Source organism: Planctomycetia bacterium, assembly GCA_015075745.1.
GTDB lineage: Bacteria > Planctomycetota > Phycisphaerae > UBA1845 > UTPLA1 > UTPLA1.
In genome coordinates, this window is sequence record JABTTW010000002.1 from 351,495 (window position 1) to 369,132 (window position 17,638).

At 60.9% G+C, this 17,638-nt stretch carries 11 protein-coding genes; 6 read left to right on the top strand and 5 right to left on the bottom strand.

All coding sequences use genetic code 11. From position 1 onward, the window contains the following. Positions 1-72: 72 nt before the first annotated feature. Positions 73-1,068 (top strand): flagellar motor switch protein FliM, encoded by a 996-nt coding sequence (gene fliM, locus HS101_14995; GenBank protein ID MBE7507574.1) that lies wholly within the window; start codon positions 73-75, stop codon positions 1,066-1,068. 76 nt (positions 1,069-1,144) lie between these two features. Here fliM and HS101_15000 read toward each other — a convergent pair whose 3' ends face one another. Both HS101_15000 and HS101_15005 read right to left on the bottom strand, forming a co-directional pair. After that, positions 1,145-3,628 (bottom strand): hypothetical protein, encoded by a 2,484-nt coding sequence (locus HS101_15000; GenBank protein MBE7507575.1) that lies wholly within the window; start codon positions 3,626-3,628, stop codon positions 1,145-1,147. Positions 3,629-3,867: 239 nt separating this feature from the next. Beyond that, complete coding sequence (locus HS101_15005) at positions 3,868-5,280, bottom strand: class II fumarate hydratase (GenBank protein ID MBE7507576.1); 1,413 nt, start codon at positions 5,278-5,280, stop codon at positions 3,868-3,870. 250 nt (positions 5,281-5,530) lie between these two features. Here HS101_15005 and cysK point away from each other — a divergent pair, with 250 nt between their 5' ends. The 4 genes from cysK to HS101_15025 all read left to right on the top strand — a co-directional run bounded on the left by cysK (position 5,531) and on the right by HS101_15025 (position 8,966). Then, positions 5,531-6,475, top strand: coding sequence for a cysteine synthase A (gene cysK / locus HS101_15010; GenBank protein ID MBE7507577.1), 945 nt, complete (start codon positions 5,531-5,533; stop codon positions 6,473-6,475). Between the two features lie 139 nt (positions 6,476-6,614). Continuing rightward, positions 6,615-7,238 (top strand): adenylyl-sulfate kinase, encoded by a 624-nt coding sequence (gene cysC / locus HS101_15015; protein MBE7507578.1) that lies wholly within the window; start codon positions 6,615-6,617, stop codon positions 7,236-7,238. Positions 7,239-7,503: 265 nt separating this feature from the next. Continuing rightward, complete coding sequence (locus tag HS101_15020) at positions 7,504-8,157, top strand: hypothetical protein (GenBank protein ID MBE7507579.1); 654 nt, start codon at positions 7,504-7,506, stop codon at positions 8,155-8,157. Positions 8,158-8,159: 2 nt separating this feature from the next. Then, positions 8,160-8,966: a hypothetical protein gene (locus HS101_15025; GenBank protein ID MBE7507580.1), complete on the top strand. Its 807-nt coding sequence runs from the start codon at positions 8,160-8,162 to the stop codon at positions 8,964-8,966. Positions 8,967-10,255: 1,289 nt separating this feature from the next. On the opposite strand, the gene HS101_15030 is transcribed toward HS101_15025, so the two are convergent. Further along, complete coding sequence (locus HS101_15030; GenBank protein ID MBE7507581.1) at positions 10,256-12,199, bottom strand: DUF2079 domain-containing protein; 1,944 nt, start codon at positions 12,197-12,199, stop codon at positions 10,256-10,258. 224 nt (positions 12,200-12,423) lie between these two features. Further along, the gene (locus HS101_15035; GenBank protein ID MBE7507582.1) at positions 12,424-13,617 is read right to left on the bottom strand and encodes a hypothetical protein; all 1,194 of its coding nucleotides are present in this window, start codon (positions 13,615-13,617) and stop codon (positions 12,424-12,426) included. Positions 13,618-14,516: 899 nt separating this feature from the next. Between HS101_15035 and lpdA the strand changes: the two genes are divergently transcribed. Continuing rightward, positions 14,517-15,929, top strand: a complete 1,413-nt coding sequence (lpdA, locus tag HS101_15040; protein MBE7507583.1) for a dihydrolipoyl dehydrogenase — start codon at positions 14,517-14,519, stop codon at positions 15,927-15,929. A gap of 214 nt (positions 15,930-16,143) precedes the next feature. Here the strand turns inward: lpdA and HS101_15045 are convergent, their stop codons facing one another. Then, positions 16,144-17,610: a VCBS repeat-containing protein gene (locus HS101_15045; protein ID MBE7507584.1), complete on the bottom strand. Its 1,467-nt coding sequence runs from the start codon at positions 17,608-17,610 to the stop codon at positions 16,144-16,146. Between the last annotated feature and the right edge of the window lie 28 nt (positions 17,611-17,638).

A 17,638-nucleotide genomic window follows, 5' to 3' on the forward strand; every position in this document is an offset into this window, starting at 1 on the left:
CGATAAGAAGGCGTGACCGGGTGGGAAACTCGGCAATAACGGCCGACCACTGGCGTCGCCTTCCGGAAGATTATGGCGGACATCCTCGATCAAAGCGAAGTAGACGCCCTGCTGGCCGCCGTGTCCAGTGGAGACACGTCAACATTTGAGAGTCGCGGCGGCGAGCCGAGCCCGCGCGAGTTCAGCGTCTACGATTTCAAGCGTCCGGAGCGGGTGAGCAAGGACCAGATGCGCTCGCTTCAGGCGATCCACGAGGGATTCGCCAGAAACTTCGGGGCGTCGCTTTCGGCATTTTTGCGGACGATCGTTGAGACGCGCGTGGCCACGGCGGAGCAACTAACCTACAGCGAGTTCATTCACTCGTTGCCCAGCCCGACGTCGTTCAACATGCTTTCAGCGCCGCAGCTTGCCGGGCAGGTTTGCCTGGAGTTGAGCCCACTGATCGTGTTCCCGATTGTCGATCGGCTTCTGGGTGGCACGAATTCGGACATCTTCATCCCGCAGCGACCGCTGACTTCGATCGAGCAGCGACTGGTGAATCGGATCATCGATCGAGCCCTGGGCAGTCTGACCGAGGCGTGGTCGGAGCTTGTGGAAGTCAAGTTCGAGCTGGCCGGTTCGGAGAGCAACCCGCATCTGGTGCAGATCGTCGCGCCGAATGAAGTCGTGGTGGTCATCGGCTTCGAGATCAAGGTGGGCTCGCGCGCGGGGACGATGAGCATCTGCATTCCATTCAATGTGATCGAGCCGGTCATCGGCAAGCTCGCGGTGCAAAGCTGGCTGGTCTATTCGACAGGCGGAAGCACGTCGGATCAATCGCGCCATGTGACGCGGAACCTGCGGAAGGCGGAGTTGCCGCTGACCGCGATGCTGGGCGAGACGACGATCACGGTGAACGAACTGATGGACCTGGCGCCGGGCGACATCATACAACTGGAGAAGCTGATCGATCGCGACTTTATCCTGGAGGTGCGCGGTCAGAAGAAATTCGCCGGAAAGCTCGGCAAGCTGCGAGGCAAGCGCGCCCTGCAGATCACGCGCAATGCCGACTCCGAAGAGCCGCTCTGACACGATCTGTATCTGCGCGACAGCCGCAAGCCGAATTGCGATTCAGAGAGCGCCGGCCGATTCCAAGAAGAACGACTCACGGACAGGCCGTACCCGCCCCGCCGTTGGCCAGGACTCTTGCCGTGAAGAGCTGGATGTCCTTGCCGTTGATGGCGCCGTCCATGTTGACGTCGGCGCAGGGGTCGCCATTCTTGGTCAGCAGGGCCGAGACCATGGGCGCGATGTCGTTGAAATCGACGCGGCCTGAGCGGTCGATGTCGCCGCGGCAGAAGCACACGTCCTCGCAGGCATCGTCGATTCCGTTGAAGTCGAAGTCGCCGAAGCAGAAGGAACCGCCGCCCTGAGCAATGCCTCCGAGGTCGTCGCAGCAAAGCGGGTCGATATCCAGACAGAATCCGCCCGGCAGGCAGCAGGCCTCATTAATGGTGCAAACCTCGAAAAGCCCCTGAGGCACACCCCCCATTCCCAGACAAGTGCCGACTTCCATCTGGTTACAGGTTGAGTTCGGGAGGCAGCACGGCTCTTCGCAGGCATCATCGACGCCGCTTAAGTTGTTGTCTCCGAAGCAGAACGAGCCCACGCCGCGCGGCGTGCCGCCCATGGTGAAGCAATTGAAGGGATCGAGGTCCATGCAGGTACCGTTGGTGAAACAGCACGCTTCATCATCGAGCGGGCAGGTGGTGTTGGGGCCGAGTGGAACGCCGCCGAAGTGCACGCAACACTGGGGATCGATATCTTCGCAAGTGCCATCCAGATACATGCATGCTTCCGGGGCCTGGCAGACCGTGCCCGCACCCATGGAGCTGCCGCCGGCGACGCCGCAGGCCGCGACCGTCAGGTTGGCGCACGAGCCATCGGGCAGACAACATGCCTGAGTCGCCATGCACACCGTGGTGAGACAGGTTGAACCCGGCGCCTGCGGCGTGCCGAACAACGAGCGGCAACTGGCGGGCGGGAGATTCATGCAGACGCCTGAGGGGAGACAGCATGCCCGATTGGCCGTGGGCGCGTCGCCAGTTGCGGTGAAGAAGAAGGGATCGGTGCTTTGGGCATTGAGCCCGCCGAGTCCGCGTGCGACGAAGGCGCCGTAGTAGCGGTTAGCGATGGACTTCAATTGCTGATAGTCGCCGAGAATGCGCTGTCGTGTGCCGAGCGGACCGGGATCTGGGTTCGGCGAGAGCGGTGACGGAGCGACGAAGTTGGCGAAGTCGGCAAGCTGCGAATTGGTGGCGATGGTGGCGAAGACATCCTGCGACTGTACGAACCGAACCTGCCATCGCTTAGTCGTGGGGTTGTAGGTGGTGAACATGACGCCGATTTCGCCGGATGCGAGGACGGCGATACAGGGCAGCGCGGCATCGACGCCGGCGGGAGAAATCGTGCGCTCTGGACCGGGCGTGTAGGCACCGCCGGCGGCTGGGACGAGGGCGCGGAATCGCAGGCGATTTGCGCCGGTTGCGTCCTTGGTACCGTAGGCGACATAGACGACGTGGGTGTTGGGATCGACGCCGATCGAGGTGATGCTGCCAAGCAGCGCGTTGTTGCCGCCCATCTTCACGCCGGGTGCCTGATTACTGAGTCCAGCGCCGATGTTGAGTCCGTTGTTTGGCACTGCGGCCGGCCCGATGCCCCAGTTCTGGCCGCCATCGGTCGTGCGATTCAGGACGTAGTTCATCGCCTTGAGGCCCGTTGCAGCGAATGAGTTCGTCCCCTGGGCGTGGATGTTGTAGACATTTCCATTGGTGCCCATGGTGATGCGATTGCCGGGGTTTGTCGCCATGGTGCCCGCGGTATGGACGGATCGGTCGCGCGTGAAGTTTGGAGGGTTCGCGCCCAAAGAAACGGCGTTGCGGATCAGCGGCATGGCTCCGAAATTGTCGTAGGCGACGTGGACGTTCTGCTGGGCGGCGTTTACGGGATCGCGTCCGACCCAGAGCCAGGGCTGATCGGAATTGCCGAGAGATGAAGCGACGTTGTTGTTCGTCGCCTGGGTCACGCCGAGATTGACGCGCCAGCTCCACGCGGCGGCACTTGCGGGATTTGTCGTCCGGCCGCTGTAGATGTTGCCGTCGGCCTTGAGAAAAGTGATGTAGAGCACACCGTTGGCGTCGTAGTGCGGGGTTTGATCGCATGGGCAGCCGTCGGCGGCGATGCCGGGCGGCGCGGGAATGGTCAGATGCTGGGCCCAGGTGGCGCCGCCGTCGTTTGAGTACCAGAGCGGGGCATTTCCATTCTGATGCCACAGGGTTCCCGCGAAAGATAGGATGACAATCTGATTCGTGTTGGTGGGATTGATCGCGATGCTGGGCTCGGCGCCGAAGGTGGCGTTGGGGACGCTGAACCCTGACGCGGCAAGAACGTCGACGACCGTCACACCGGCGCGCGGCGCGGCGCCGAAGATGTCCTCGGCGGCCAATGGCTGCGCTGCCTTCTGCGGAGGCGGTCCCTGTTCGGGCCAGTCGCCCTTGAGGCGCTGGCAATCGGGATCGCCGGCGAAGGCCACGGTGCAGATCGGCAAACTCAGGACGGACAACGATCGTGACAATGCGCAGGATGACATGGCCATTCCTCCACAAATGACCGGCGTTATGAAACGGAGACGGCCGTCTCAATTCGCCGAAGAGAAAGCGCATCGATCGTGTCGGGACCTTTGGGAATAGGCCATTCTTCGTCGGCTATGAAAGATGGGAAGATCCGCCTGCCGACCGACGCCTGAATTGAGAGACGATCCTGCCCGACAACCAGGCGCAAGTTTAGCCGACTTGAATCCGCAAGATCAACGGCCGGCTCGAAGAGTTACTAACCGCCTACGGGGCCACCGGTTGCGCCCGGTTCGGTCATGGCTCGCGGATCGAGTAATGACCTTAGCTTTTCCTCGGAAACAACCTTCTGCTCCAGCGCGACTTGCCGGACGGTCTTGCCTGACTTGAATGCCTCCTTGGCGATGGCGGCGGCCTGGTCGTAGCCGATGACCGGCGCGAGCGAGGTGCACATGGCGAGACTCTGCTCGACGAGTTCCTCGGCGCGCTGTGCGTTGGCCTCGATGCCGACGACACAGCGGTCGTTGAAGACGCGCACCGCGTTGGAAAGGATGCGCACGGATTCCAGGAAGTGATGGGCCATGACCGGCATGCCGACGTGCAGGTCGAAGTTTCCGAGGATCGTCGCGGCGCTGGCCACCACGGCATCGGCGCCGATGGCGTGGGCCGCCGACTGCATCAGCATCTCGCACATGACCGGATTCACCTTGCCGGGCATGATCGAACTGCCGGGCTGGGTGGAAGGGAGATTGATTTCTCCGATGCCGCAGCGCGGACCGGACGAGAGAAATCGGATGTCGTTGGCGATCTTGATCATGCTGACGGCGATGGTGCGGAGCAGGCCGGACGCCTCAACGAAGCCGTCCTTGGCGTGCTGGGCCTCAAAGTGATCGGCGGCCTCGACGAAATCGATTTTCGTCTTCTGGGCGAGGCGCTTGGAGACGCGTTCGCCGAATCCCTTGGGGGTATTGATGCCGGTGCCGACTGCGGTGCCGCCGATGGGTAATTCGCGCAGGGCGTTGATCGCCTTGTTGGCGCGCATGACGGAGAGCTTCGCCTGGGCGGCGTAGCCGGAGAACTCCTGGCCGAGGCGGATCGGCGTGGCGTCCTGCAGGTGGGTGCGCCCGATCTTCACGATGCCGTCGAAGTCCTTCGCCTTGGCGGCCAGTCCGGCGGCGAGTTTTTCCAGAGCGGGCACGAGATCTTCCTTGAGGGCCGCGGCGGCGGAGACGTGCATGGCCGTCGGAATGACATCGTTGGAACTCTGCGACTGATTGACGTGGTCGTTGGGATGAATCTGCCCCTTGTCACCGCCGGCGAGTTGCACGGCGCGATGGGCGATGACTTCGTTGGCGTTCATGTTGGTCGACGTGCCGGAGCCGGTCTGGAAGACGTCGACGACGAAATGCTCGTCGAGCTTGCCGTCGATGACTTCCTGGGCGGCCTTGCCGATCCAGTCGGTCTTGTCCTTCGGGACGACGCCCAACTCGGCGTTCACCTCGGCGGCGCACTGCTTGATGAGGCCCATGGCCCAGATGAACCGGCGGCCCAATCGGTAGCCGGAGATCGGGAAATTCTCCACGGCCCTTTGGGTGGACGCACCCCACAGCGCGCTGGCGGGGACGGTCATGGGGCCCATTGAATCCTTCTCTATTCGCGTTTCCTGCGGCATGTTGCACCTCTAAATGAAATCGCCGACTCGCTGCGGCCGTCGGGCATCACGATACGCCAGCAGGCCGACCATCGCCAGCATGGCCGAACGAGCGGCAATCCGCGTGCCGCCGCGAGGACGGAGGCGAACGCAAGCCCGGCAGGATACGATGTTTGACGCCCCGCGCGGCGAGGAATTAACATGTCTTGTCTGTCCAACGCCATCCGACGATTTTCCGTGTTGGTTGGACCTCAATTACGGAGAGAGAAGTATGGGACGCCTCTACCAAAACATCATTGAAACCATCGGCCGCACGCCCCTGGTTCGGGTGAACCGGATCATCCAATCGAAAGCCGAGGTGTACGCCAAGCTCGAATTTTTCAACCCCATGTCCAGCGTGAAGGACCGCATCGGCAAGTCGATGATCGAGGCGGCCGAGCGCTCCGGCAAGGTGGACAAGGACACGCACTTCATCGAGCCGACGAGCGGCAACACGGGCATCGGCCTGGCCTTCGTCTGCGCGGCGAAGGGATACAAGCTGACGCTGACCATGCCGGAGTCGATGAGCATGGAGCGGCGGATGCTGCTTCGCGGACTCGGGGCGAATCTGGTGCTGACGCCGGCGGCCGACGGAATGCGCGGGGCCATCGCCAAGGCACAGGAGTTGGTCAAGTCCACGCCCAACTCCATCATGCCGCAGCAGTTTGACAACCCGGCGAATCCGCAGGTCCACCGCGAGACGACGGCCGTCGAAATCTGGGAGGACACCGACGGCAAGGTGGACATCCTCGTCTCCGGCATCGGCACGGGCGGGACGATCACGGGTGTCGGCGAAGTCATCAAGCAGAAGAAGCCGGGCTTCAAGTGCGTGGCGGTCGAGCCGGAAGAGTCGCCGGTGCTGACGCAGGTGCGCGAGTCGAAGCCGATACAGCCCGGTCCGCACAAGATACAGGGCATCGGAGCGGGGTTTGTACCGTCGGTGCTGAATGTTGAGATATACGATGAGATCATCCGCGTGAACTCGGCGGATGCGATGAGCTGGGCGCGGAAGTGCTGCCGGGAAGAGGGCATCTTCTGCGGGATTTCGTCGGGCGCGGCGCTTTGCGCGGCGAATCAGGTGGCCATGCGGCCGGAGAGCGCGGGCAAGCTGATCGTCGTCGTCTTGCCGTCGAGCGGGGAGCGATACCTGAGCACGGCGTTGTTTCAGGAGGCCTGATTCCGCTAGACTGGGGTCGCTTTGAATCGGGTTTGTAAGGCGAAAACCAAGCCCACGGATTCGAATCCGTGGGCTTCGCATTGAGTGAATTCGTAGTGAAAAGCCAGGAATCAGGGAAAGAAAGCACGAGAGGACATTCATGACGCAGATCAAGGCGACGAACGTTGTTTGGCACGAGGGTCACGTTGAGCGGGCGGGCCGCGAGAAGCTGCTGGGGCAGCAGGGCTGCACCATCTGGCTGACGGGGCTGCCGTCGTCCGGCAAGAGCACCATCGGCTTCTCGCTGGAGCACATGCTCTTGCAGCAGGGTCGCATGGCCTACGTTCTCGACGGCGACAACGTCCGCCACGGGCTGAACAAGAACCTCGGCTTTTCCGCGGAGGACCGTGCCGAGAACATCCGCCGCATCGGCGAGGTGGCGAAGCTGTTCGCCGACGCCGGTGTCATCACGATTACATCGTTCGTGAGCCCCTACCGGGCGGACCGGGACATCGTGCGGAAGCTGCACGCGGACGCCAAGCCGGCACTGCCGTTCTTCGAGGTGTTTGTCGATACGCCGGTCGAGCTGTGCGAGGAGCGGGACCCGAAGGGGCTTTATAAGAAGGCCCGTGCGGGGGAGATCAAGAATTTTACGGGCGTGTCCGACCCGTACGAAGCTCCGACGAACGCGGAGCTGGTATTGAAGACGGCGGGGATGAAGCTGGAGGAGTGCGTGGCGACGCTTGCGGCGCATCTTCAGAAGAGCGGGATTCTGCCGGCGTGATTATTCGCCGTCGAACGAGGAGCCCCGGACTTCCAGTCCGGGCGGTTCTCCATCAACCAGTTGCCCCCGTCCCTGGCAGACCGATCCCCCGGCAAGTGTCGCCGGAAGACGATGCGGTGGGGCAAAGGTCACCAACACCTATATCAACTTGCGCTTGATTTCCAATAGTCGCCGAGGTAGATTGTTGTTCGGCCATACGCGACCATTCAGGCGTTTATTCGCATGATCGCGCATCCTGAGAGAGTCACGGCAGAGGAGGCCTGTTATGCCCGGCTCGATCCTGACATGCGTTGCATCATTATTGCTTGGTCAGTCTGATCCAGGTGCCGTTGTTGTTGTAAGCGGCGACATGGGCAGAGTCACCGTTCCGCTTCCCGCAGGCACGCCCTATACCCTCGATTACGACTACGGTGAATTCAACGGCTGGTTCGATCCGTGGCGCTGGGTTCTCGCCGGTAACGGTGGAACGCTCTATTTCGCGCGCAATCGCGGCGAATTCAGCGCAAGGAGTCTGCTTGAGTCACAGGGTGAGATCATCGTCCTAACGCAGTTCAAGCGCGGCGCGGCAAATCGCGGATTTGATTTCTTGTCCGCAGCGCGGAGTCCAAACGGACTGGAGGTATTCCTCAACGAGGTTAAAAACAGCACAGGGCTACAGTTCCCGAGCGGCTTGACTGCGCTTGGGTTGAATCGGGCGGGCACGTTTGATGCAAACCTTGCCAGGGCCCAAGCCGCAGTTGCTGAGCAAGTGACCGACAATGCGCTTCGAACAGGCATCCTCGGTGCGCTGCGGCAGCAAAACTATTCAATCCGAATCATCGGGCGGCCTGGTATTCGAATCACGCCGAGAACAGAGTCACTAATTCAAAAAACGGCGGGAACGACCCGTGAGGTAATCATCCTTGAGGCGTTGCCTTAATTATGACGACTCGCAACGCGGCGAAGCGTCATGCACTCTGGCTTTCGAATGACGCTGGCCTAAACGAATTGATTCAAAAAGATACATGGATGATCGGTTGGGAGCGCCCAACTGATCTCCCGGCAATTCCTGTCTCAGAAGAATTAGCTTGCGCGCTCGGATGTCTGTACGCCGGTGATCAAACCCGTGCCAACGTTTTTCTTGAGCGTACGGTCCGAAACGCGGATAAGTTGATCGCCGAGAATCGCTATCTGGATACGAAAGTCGCGGAGGCTGGTCATCCGCGTAACCTAGGTTCCATAATTCGTGGACGAGCATATGCATTGTGGCTCCTTGGCGGACCAATGGGGCGAAAAGAGTTAAGGGGTGCTTCCGGGCATTTTGCTACTTGGTGTATGGCAATGGCAGAGGATCATGAACGATTCGACGATCCTTTAACGATGGATTTCTTCATTGCAGCAGTCCGTACCGCCATTGTCGCTTCCGACTTGGATTACGCGAGCGAACTACTGAGAACGAATCGCGAGCTGCGCTGGAATTTTGCTGAGCAACGTAGCCTTTTCGGTCGTATGATCCAGATGTACCCCGATTTGACCGACGCGTTCGATATCGAATTTGAGGCTTTTTTCGACAAAGTGCGGGACCCTGATTATCACGACGGTCCACCGCAACGAATCGAGAAATGGATTCCACACGACCGAGAAATGCTGGCCTTGGAAACTGGCATCATCCGCGAGATGTATGTCGTTCGGTCTTCGCCCCACGACGCCGTCGATCCCAAAGCCGTCATCGAGGCAATCGCACTTTGAACATCATTCCATACTGCCCTCAAACTGCCCTCAAAACGCATCACGGGACGGTAAAAAACCGTGTAGGAACAGGATATCGCCGAGACGTGCGAAGTGGTTGTCGCTCTTGAGGTTGGGCGATAAAATGAGACTCCGGCAGAGGTTGAGGAATTGGGTCAGAGAGAATCCCCCCCTCTCCGATTTGTGACAAGCGGACGCCGCAAGTGCGTTCGCCTCAATAATTTGCGCGGGGGTCCCTCGTTCGCCGGAGACCGTCGCTTGGCACAGTGCACTGTGCCGGAACTGTGCCGAACCAGACCCTTATCGCAGGGCGCAGGCCTCTCCATTTTCCCAGGTCGTCTGTCCGGGACTTCCCAGTCCGGTGTGCGCCCCCCAAGAAAAAAGTGCCCGAACGCTGGCACTGTCCTCGACACTGACTACGACGCCGAGTGGGTGCATACCTATTGTCGCGAAAAATGGGGCGTGCGTAGTCACATCCCGCCGGCGGCGCATTGTCGAGTCGGAAGCGTAAACGGTCGCTATCGATCGCAGATGACGCGGATGCCGAAGCGCTGCTCCTCCCCGGCAAAGCCTCCCCCGAGGAGGGATGGAAGATCAAGGAACAGGAGTCCGAGGGGGAACCTTCGAAGCTGGTTCTCCCTCGGGGTGACCTGCCCCCAATTTATGTACCAGTTGCTATGAGAGTCGAGTCCACTTTTCGATCCTGCGCAGGCGCTGATAGCGAACCGGCAGGAGGGGAAGAAGCCGGGGTCCAGGGGCAGAGCCCTTGGCGGGGGTTTGGGGGCAGGGCCCCCAAGGCTTCCGATCTACACTGGGCCGCATACGCCGCCGGCGTCTGATAGCCCAGCGACGAATGCGGAGCTGGTTTTGAAGACTGCGGGGATGAAGCTGGAGGAGTGCGTGGCGACGCTTGCGGCGCATCTTCAGAAGAGCGGGATTCTGCCGGCGTAGGGCGCCGGGGACCGCGAACAACCTTCCTTTCGCAAGGTGACATAAGGTGACACAGCGGGTTTCCGTTTTGTGCCAAGTCGCGCGGCAGTCGCGAGTTGGGGCGGGAGGGTTTCTGCGCGAAAAATCCGTGAAAACGGGCTGAGGCGTGGGGGCTGGGGCTTGAGACGAGGAGGGGTCGCGGAGCGCGGCGGCCGAGGGGCGGAGGGGTTTGGAGTTTCGATTCGCGCGGGGCATCGTTTATTCCTCTGGGGCGAGGGTGGGCAGTCTTCTATTTGCTTATTCTTGCTCGCTGTTCGCGCGGATTTGTGAGTCGTGGAGAGCATGACGGCGGTCGGCGCTTACCTGAGAAGGACGGGTTGAAACGCGGCGGGGTTCAATTCCATAACAGGAGCCACCTCAATCGTGATTTGATCGCCATAAAGAATGCCGGGCGTCCAGGCATCGGTGGGGATCGCACCGCGAGCAAAACGGAACGGCCCCCATCGGGTTTCCCCTGAGACGAGTCCGAAGCGATAGTCTTCGGAAATCGGCCCGGTGCATCGCCAGACGAGCCGGACCGTCGCGCGGCTCGATGGGCCGGTCGGCTTGACTGACATCCCAACCAGCTCGACCCCTTCGCCGAGATCGATCCGGCGAGACGCCATCTCACTCGGCAACTCCGTCAACACGATTTCGCGGGCCAGCGGACTTTGCTCTTTCTGCTTCGACAACACGACCAAACTGTAGTCCGCGAAAATGGGCTGATAGGTTCCCGTCCGAATGGCACGGCTGAGGGCCGCACGCGGGAGATGTTCGTCGATCACATCCGCCTCATGGACGATGACGAAGTCGCCCAGGCGTTCGTCGGCCGTGGTGTAAAGCCGATCGGCGTCGAGAAAATGTGCGGCAATGCGATAGCTCGCGGTGACGGACGCGCTGGGCGGAATGAGTTCGCGTACGCGAGCGACTTGGGCGCTATCGGCGACGAGGGCCGGCGCGGCGAACGGCTCGGTTGGATTGTTCGTCAGCGGGCCAATGCCGAAGAACGCGTGGCAGAGCGCGGCGGCGACAAGCAGGCTCCAACCGGGCCGCATCGCGTTTGCTGAGTTCTGCCGGACCGGATCGGCCGCGCCCCTATGGCGCATCTCGACCCAGGATTCGATGGCGGCGAAGAAAAGAACGGGAATGGCTGGAACGTAATACTGGAAGCCGATGTTGTGCAGTTCTGGATTGGTCGTCAGCAGGGTTTCGAGAATGGCAGGCAGGGCAATAAGCGAAAAACGCCACGCCCGCAGCGGCAGGAAGGCTGTCGGAAGGAGCAGCGTTACCAGAAAGGATAGATTCGTGAGCAGCGCAGCCGTACTGGTGATGCCGACGTTTGAGAAATGAAAGCCGATGTGGGGATATGGTGCGCCGCGGTAGTGAGGAACGATGATGTAGATCGCGACAAGAAAATATGCGACCGCGGAGAGAATGACCGTTGCTCCGAGGGCGCGTCTTTTCGACACCATCAACTGATAAGCACCCCAGGCGGCGACGGTGAGCGCGATGTCTTCACGGATGAGCATGGTCGAGAGCAGGATTACCGCACCGAGCATTGGGCGGCCGCACTTTGCGACGGCAAAACCTGCAAAAAGCAGCGGCACGGCGAGGTAGGACTCGTGAAAGCCGTAGCCGTGGGCGATGGCGAGGCGTCCGTGAAAGGGAAGGAGGAGCCATGCGAGGCCGGAGAGGATTCCCGCGAGGTCGGAGTTCAATCTTTTGCGCGCGTACCACGCGACGATCAGGGCCGTCCCGTTGAGGCAGATCGGCGAAAGGGTGACGAGCAGGTGGAACGGAAATATGCCCAGCAAGACCGGCGGCACGAGCGCCCAGCTTGCCAGGAATGCATGTTCTCCGAGGAGGGAGCGGCCGAGCGAGTCGACCCAGAGGCCGCGGCCGATCGCGGCGTTGTGCAATGCTCGTGCGAACAGGCCGATGTCGTGATAGCCGAAGCTGAGATTTCGCCAGAGGTCGAATTGCATCCAGACATGGACGGCGGATACGCCGGCAACTGCTGCGAGAAGCAGCGGCCGCGCGGCGCGATGGCGTGAGACTTCGGATCGACCGAGACAGAACATCCACGTCAGAGCGGTCAGGAACGATATCCATGCGTAGAGCAGCCAGGGTGATTGTGGGCGGAGGAGGAATTGAATCACCGCCAATACGAGGCTGCCGATGGTCAGTGTCAGCGCGATGAGGGATCGGCTTGGCGTTGTGCGAAATTGGATAGATTCCGACTTCCAATAAACGGCCGCGGTCATGAAGCACGGAAGCAAGACACCCGCCCAACGCCACGTGCCTCGCCAGTTGAGTGCGTGCTGTACTGGAAGGTATGCGAAGAGAGTGAAGGCAAGGATGCCAGCGAAAACAGGTGCGAAGAACCTGATTGTCATAGACGGCCGCACGGGTTCGTTTACTGGAATCGTGCGATGTTGGAGTTTTCTATAGTCCCGATTGCACAAATGCAATCGATCGCGGTGTCGACTTATGGAACAAGACAATTCACGAAGGGCTGAACGTCCAGACCATCCGTCATACCGTCGAGGTTTACATCTGCACGATTTCGGTGACAGGCATCGCTATTTGTTCCAAGGAGAACGCCAACAAACGGAGTGATGTCGGCGGTATCCGCGACTTCGTCCCCATCAATGTCACCGCATAATTCGAGGTCGTAGGTTAAGTTGTCGTACCCGTCGGTCGAACCATAACGACAAAAGCCGAGGCCAACTCCTCCAAGCTCCATTGCGACAATTCGCTCACAATCTGGTAGTTCTATCCCCTGAAAATCCGCTCCCTGCCCGAAATCACAAACTTCGACACGACCAGACTGCCCGCAGACTCGCAGTTGAGGCTGACGTTCTCCAGAAAAACCATCGCTATCAATGTTGGCTCCCGCACGTATCACGGGTACCTGAAACTCAACTCGAATCGGTGGCCTAGGCTGTGGCAGTGCTGTATCAGTGATGATCCGATTAGGAGCGCTAACAGCAAATTGGTTCGTGTCGACCTGGGTGTTAACAAAAAGCAGCCCGGGTATCTCATTCGACAGGTCCAAGCCATTCGGAAAACTATCGAAGTCGATGACCTCAGCCATGACACTAAAATCAGCTAGTTCGATACAAGAAGCTTGGGGCGGCGTGGGGCATTCAAAGCCGAAGCCAAAACCCCAGTGACTGTCACATACTGGAATAGTCCCACAGTTTGTAGAAAACGGAAAAGAATTTCCTGATGTTGAATCGAAGACGCAAAGGCAAACATCGAAAGGATAGAAAACATTTACAAGACCAGACCCGGCAACGACTGCGCTATAGCCATCACAATCAGCCGCGTTAATCGCGGCCGCAATCGAAGTAGCCATCGCATCGAAATTCGCTTGATTACATGAGACCGTTGCCGAACAGGATACTACTCCACATCCACCTCCTATGGGAACACCACAGGGTCCAATCGGATCTGAAACACATGAGACGAATGAGAACGTCACATTGCCCGATTCGGGCATCGGGCTGCTGAAGCCAATGGAAATCTGAATCCCTTGTTGAAACGAGTCATCAGCTAGACAAATTGACGATGAAATCCCGCTTCCATACTGCGACGAAACCAGAGACATGAGCACGGCCATCCGGCGTAATGAGAATGAAATTCGATTAGAAGCTTCTCGTGCTTGGATCGTTCTCATTTAATTCTCCTTTTTCTTGACTTGACGAACCCGGTCGGCTGCCCAATCACGGAGAATATCGACAACAATGAGGCGAGGTCAAGGCCTACTTCAACCATTATCGAACTTATGACCGACGCCGAAATCGGCCCGTTCGGCTCCCAGCTCCTTTCCGATTGACCCTCACTACCGGGTCCCCCTCCAGCCCAACGATCATATCAACGCGCCGCCCATTTCGTCAGTACCTCCACACAGCTGCCAGCGCGCACGGTGAGCAAGTCTACTATAGTGAGGGAACATTGCCGCCGCTGACTTGACCGGTGCCACATGCCAGACACATTGACTCGAAGCCAACGTTGCTCCCTCCGGCATTTTTCCCGCCGTTCTCGCTTGTGCTCCCCCCTACCGTTTCTCCATTCCTCAGCCCGTTTTTCACCCAAATTGCACGCCGCCCCAAGTCCTACCTGCCAAACAACTTGCAATCGCCCGCGAGAACTTTTTTCGCCTATTGTCACCTTGCCAATCCGGTCCTTTTTGCATCCCTATCCGTCTGAAGGGCCGTTCGTCTTGAGTGCTTTTTGGCAAGAGACGCGACGCGCGGCGCTCCCCGTCGGCGTCGCTGCCTCGGCGTTCACACTCGCTGCCTCGGCCCCTGAAACCCTTCGCCCATCACTCGCTTTTTCACCAGAAGGGCGAAACGCCCCAACACGTGCCCGCCACTACGCTTGGCACGATTTCCAAGAGCGTTGTGTCACCTTATGTCACCTTCGTTTTGCGCTCGTCCCAGCGCCAGAAAAGCCGTCTGCGAGCCCTTCGGCGCGGCGGTTTCGACCTTTGGCTCCGGAGCTTATAGAATCCCATCCGGCCCCGATGGATGCGGGGCGACGCGCAACACGAATTGCCTACAAGAGGTGTGAGCCATGGTCGTAGGGGAACTCAGTCAGGAAGTTGATCTACTCGTCATCGGCGGCGGGCCGGGTGGTTATGTGGCGGCGCTGGCGGCGGCGGACCACGGGATTGCGACGGCGCTGGTGGAAAAGGCCGAGGTGCCGGGCGGGGTTTGTCTCCGCGAGGGGTGCATCCCCAGCAAGGCGCTGCTGCACGTGGCCAAGATCATCAACGAGGCTTCGCACGCCGAGGCCTTCGGGATCAGCTTCAGCAAGCCGCAGACCGACGTGACGCGGCTTCGCGACTGGAAGAACGGCGTGATCCGCAAGCTGGCGGGCGGGGTGAAGCAACTGCTCGCCGGGCGGAAAGTGGACTACATCACCGGCGAGGCCTACTTCGAAGACTCCAAGACGGTTCGCATCGAGGGTGGCGAGGTCTCACGCATCAAGTTCAAGCATTGCATTATCGCCAGCGGCTCGCGGGCCAAGATGCTGCCGGAATCGGTGATGCCGCGCGAGCTTTGCTGGGACGCGGCCGACGCACTGAAGGTGCAGGAGATCCCCCGAAAGCTGCTGGTCATCGGCGGCGGGTACATCGGGCTGGAACTGGGGCAGGTCTATGCGGCGCTGGGCAGCGAGGTGACGGTGCTGGAGGCGCTGCCGAACATTCTCGCCGGGGCGGACCCGGACCTGGCCAAGCCGTTGATCGCCAAGCTGAATAAGCAGATGAAGGCGATCATCACCGGGGCGACTCTGAAGGGGGCCAAGAAGAGCGGCTCGGGCGTGGCGATCACCTACGAACTCGACGGCTCGCAGAAGACGGAGGAGTTTGACCGGGTGCTCGTCTCGGTCGGACGCCGGCCGAACAGCGACACCCTCGGCCTGGAGAATACGCAGGTCAAGGTGAACGATCGCGGGTTCATCGAGGTGGACCCCTCGCGGCGAACGACGGACAAGCGCATCTACGCCATCGGCGACGTGGCGGGCGACCCCATGCTGGCGCACAAGGCGATGCGCGAGGGGAAGGTGGCGGCGGAGGCGATCGCGGGCAAGCCGAGCGTCTTCGACCCGGCGTGCATTCCGGCGGTGGTGTATACCGATCCGGAAGTGGCGTGGTGCGGCGTAACCGAGGCGGAGGCGGCCAAGCAGGGGCTGAACGTGAAGGTGACGAAGTCGCCGTGGGCGGCGTCGGGCCGGGCCGTGTCGATGGGTCGCACCGAGGGATTGACCAAGATGATCTTCGACGCCGATACGCAGCGGCTGCTGGGCGTGGGCATCGTGGGCGTGCATGCGGGCGACCTCATCTCTGAAGGTGTGCTGGCGATGGAGATGGCGGCGGTGGCGGAAGACATCGCCGTGGCGATTCACCCGCACCCGGCGACGAGCGAGACGCTGGGCGAGGCAGCGGAGGCGATGTTCGGGAATGCGATCCACGGGGCGCATTAAGAGCGCTATTGTGCGAACGAAGCGTTCTCGTTTGTCATTATTCAAGCCATACGCACGGGCCGGAGGCCCATGCTACCCTTTTGCGCGGGCGCCAGGTGTATCTGTCGCGCAGGAGATACGCACGGGCCGGAGGCCCATGCTACCCTATTGCGTGGGCGCACAGGTGTACCTGTCGCGCAGGAGATACGGACGGGCCGGAGGCCTATGCTACCCATTATGGGGTGAGGCGCTGGAGGATCAGGAACTGGTCGAGGGTGATTCCGTCGCGGTCGAGGGGGGCGACGATGTCGAGGAGGCCGTCGGCGTTGATGTCGGCAAAGGCGCATCGGCCGATGTTGGCGACGGGATTGGTCCCGGTGATGGTGAAGGGCTGCCAGTAATCCTGCACATCGGCGCGCGGCTGAAAGCCGACCATGTTGCCGTTGGCGGTGACGAAACAGTCGAGCCGGCCATCGAGATTCAAGTCGACGACCTGCACCTGATTCATCGAAGCGCCCTGATTCAACTCGCCGAGGTTGTAGACGCGCCAAGGGAAGCCCTGAAGGCGGACGAGGCCCGGTCCGGGATTCTCGAACCACTGAATAACGCGAAGCTGCTGGAAACCGCTGACGACGTCGATATCGCCGTCGCCGTCGATGTCACCGACGGAGACGAAGTCTGCGCCGGGGGTCTGGGCGTCGTCGGGCGGGGATAACTGGCGCTGTTCGCCGACGATGTTTCCGACCCAGTTTCCGGCGGCGACGGCGGCGGCGCCGGACTCGGCGAGCGGATTGATGAGCCAGCGGATGTTGCTGGAGAGCGCGGTCGGGAATGTCGCGACGACGTCGAGATCGCCGTCCTGATCGATATCGGCGAGCTCCAACTGCTTGAAGGGCGGGGCCTCGGTGATGATCGGGAAGGTGGTGACGTTGTCGGGGCCGAGCCAGGCGGCGGAATTGCGGGCGGCGCCGGGGCCGGGATTGGGGAAGAGGTAAATGCGCTTGGTGGGATTATTTCCTGCGGCGACTTCATTGGAGCCGAGGACGACGTCCGGGCCGTTCTGGCCGTCCATGTCGCCGACGGCGAAGTCGGTCAAGCCGGTGGCGTCGTTGGGAAGGGTGAAGGTGGCGTTGATAAGGACCTGCTGCCAGGCGATGGCATCGGCGGGATCGGGCGGGGCGAAGAGCAGGACGACGGCGCCGCGCTTGGTGGCGCCGGCGACGGGAATGATGCCGGTATCGTTGACGAGGACGGCGATGTCGAGGCGGCCGTCCTGATCGAAGTCGGCGACCTGAACGTCGTACATGATGGAGATGGGCACTTCGCCGGCGATGGAGAGGGTGTTGAAATTATCCGTGCCGGGGGTGCGCTGGTGAATCTGCACGGGCTGGCTCTCGGCGGAACCGGAGACGAAGTCGATCAGGCCGTCGTTGTTGAGATCGGCGGAGACGATGACGCGAGCGCCGGCGGTCGCTTCGAGGACGGGATCGAGCTGACGCGCGAAGAACAGCGGACCGGGGACGGCGGCGGGCTGGGTAGTTGAGACGCCGCCGGTACCCGTGGTGCCTGAGCCGGCCGATGAGCCGCCGGGGCCGAACAAGCCACCGGGGCCGAAGATCAGTTGCAGCTCGACGCAGCCGGTGGATAACAACGCGGAAAGTGAAAGCGCGAACAACAGGACGAACTTCGCGGGCGGGCGCATGTCTTCCTCCCTCTCAGAAGGTCCCCCA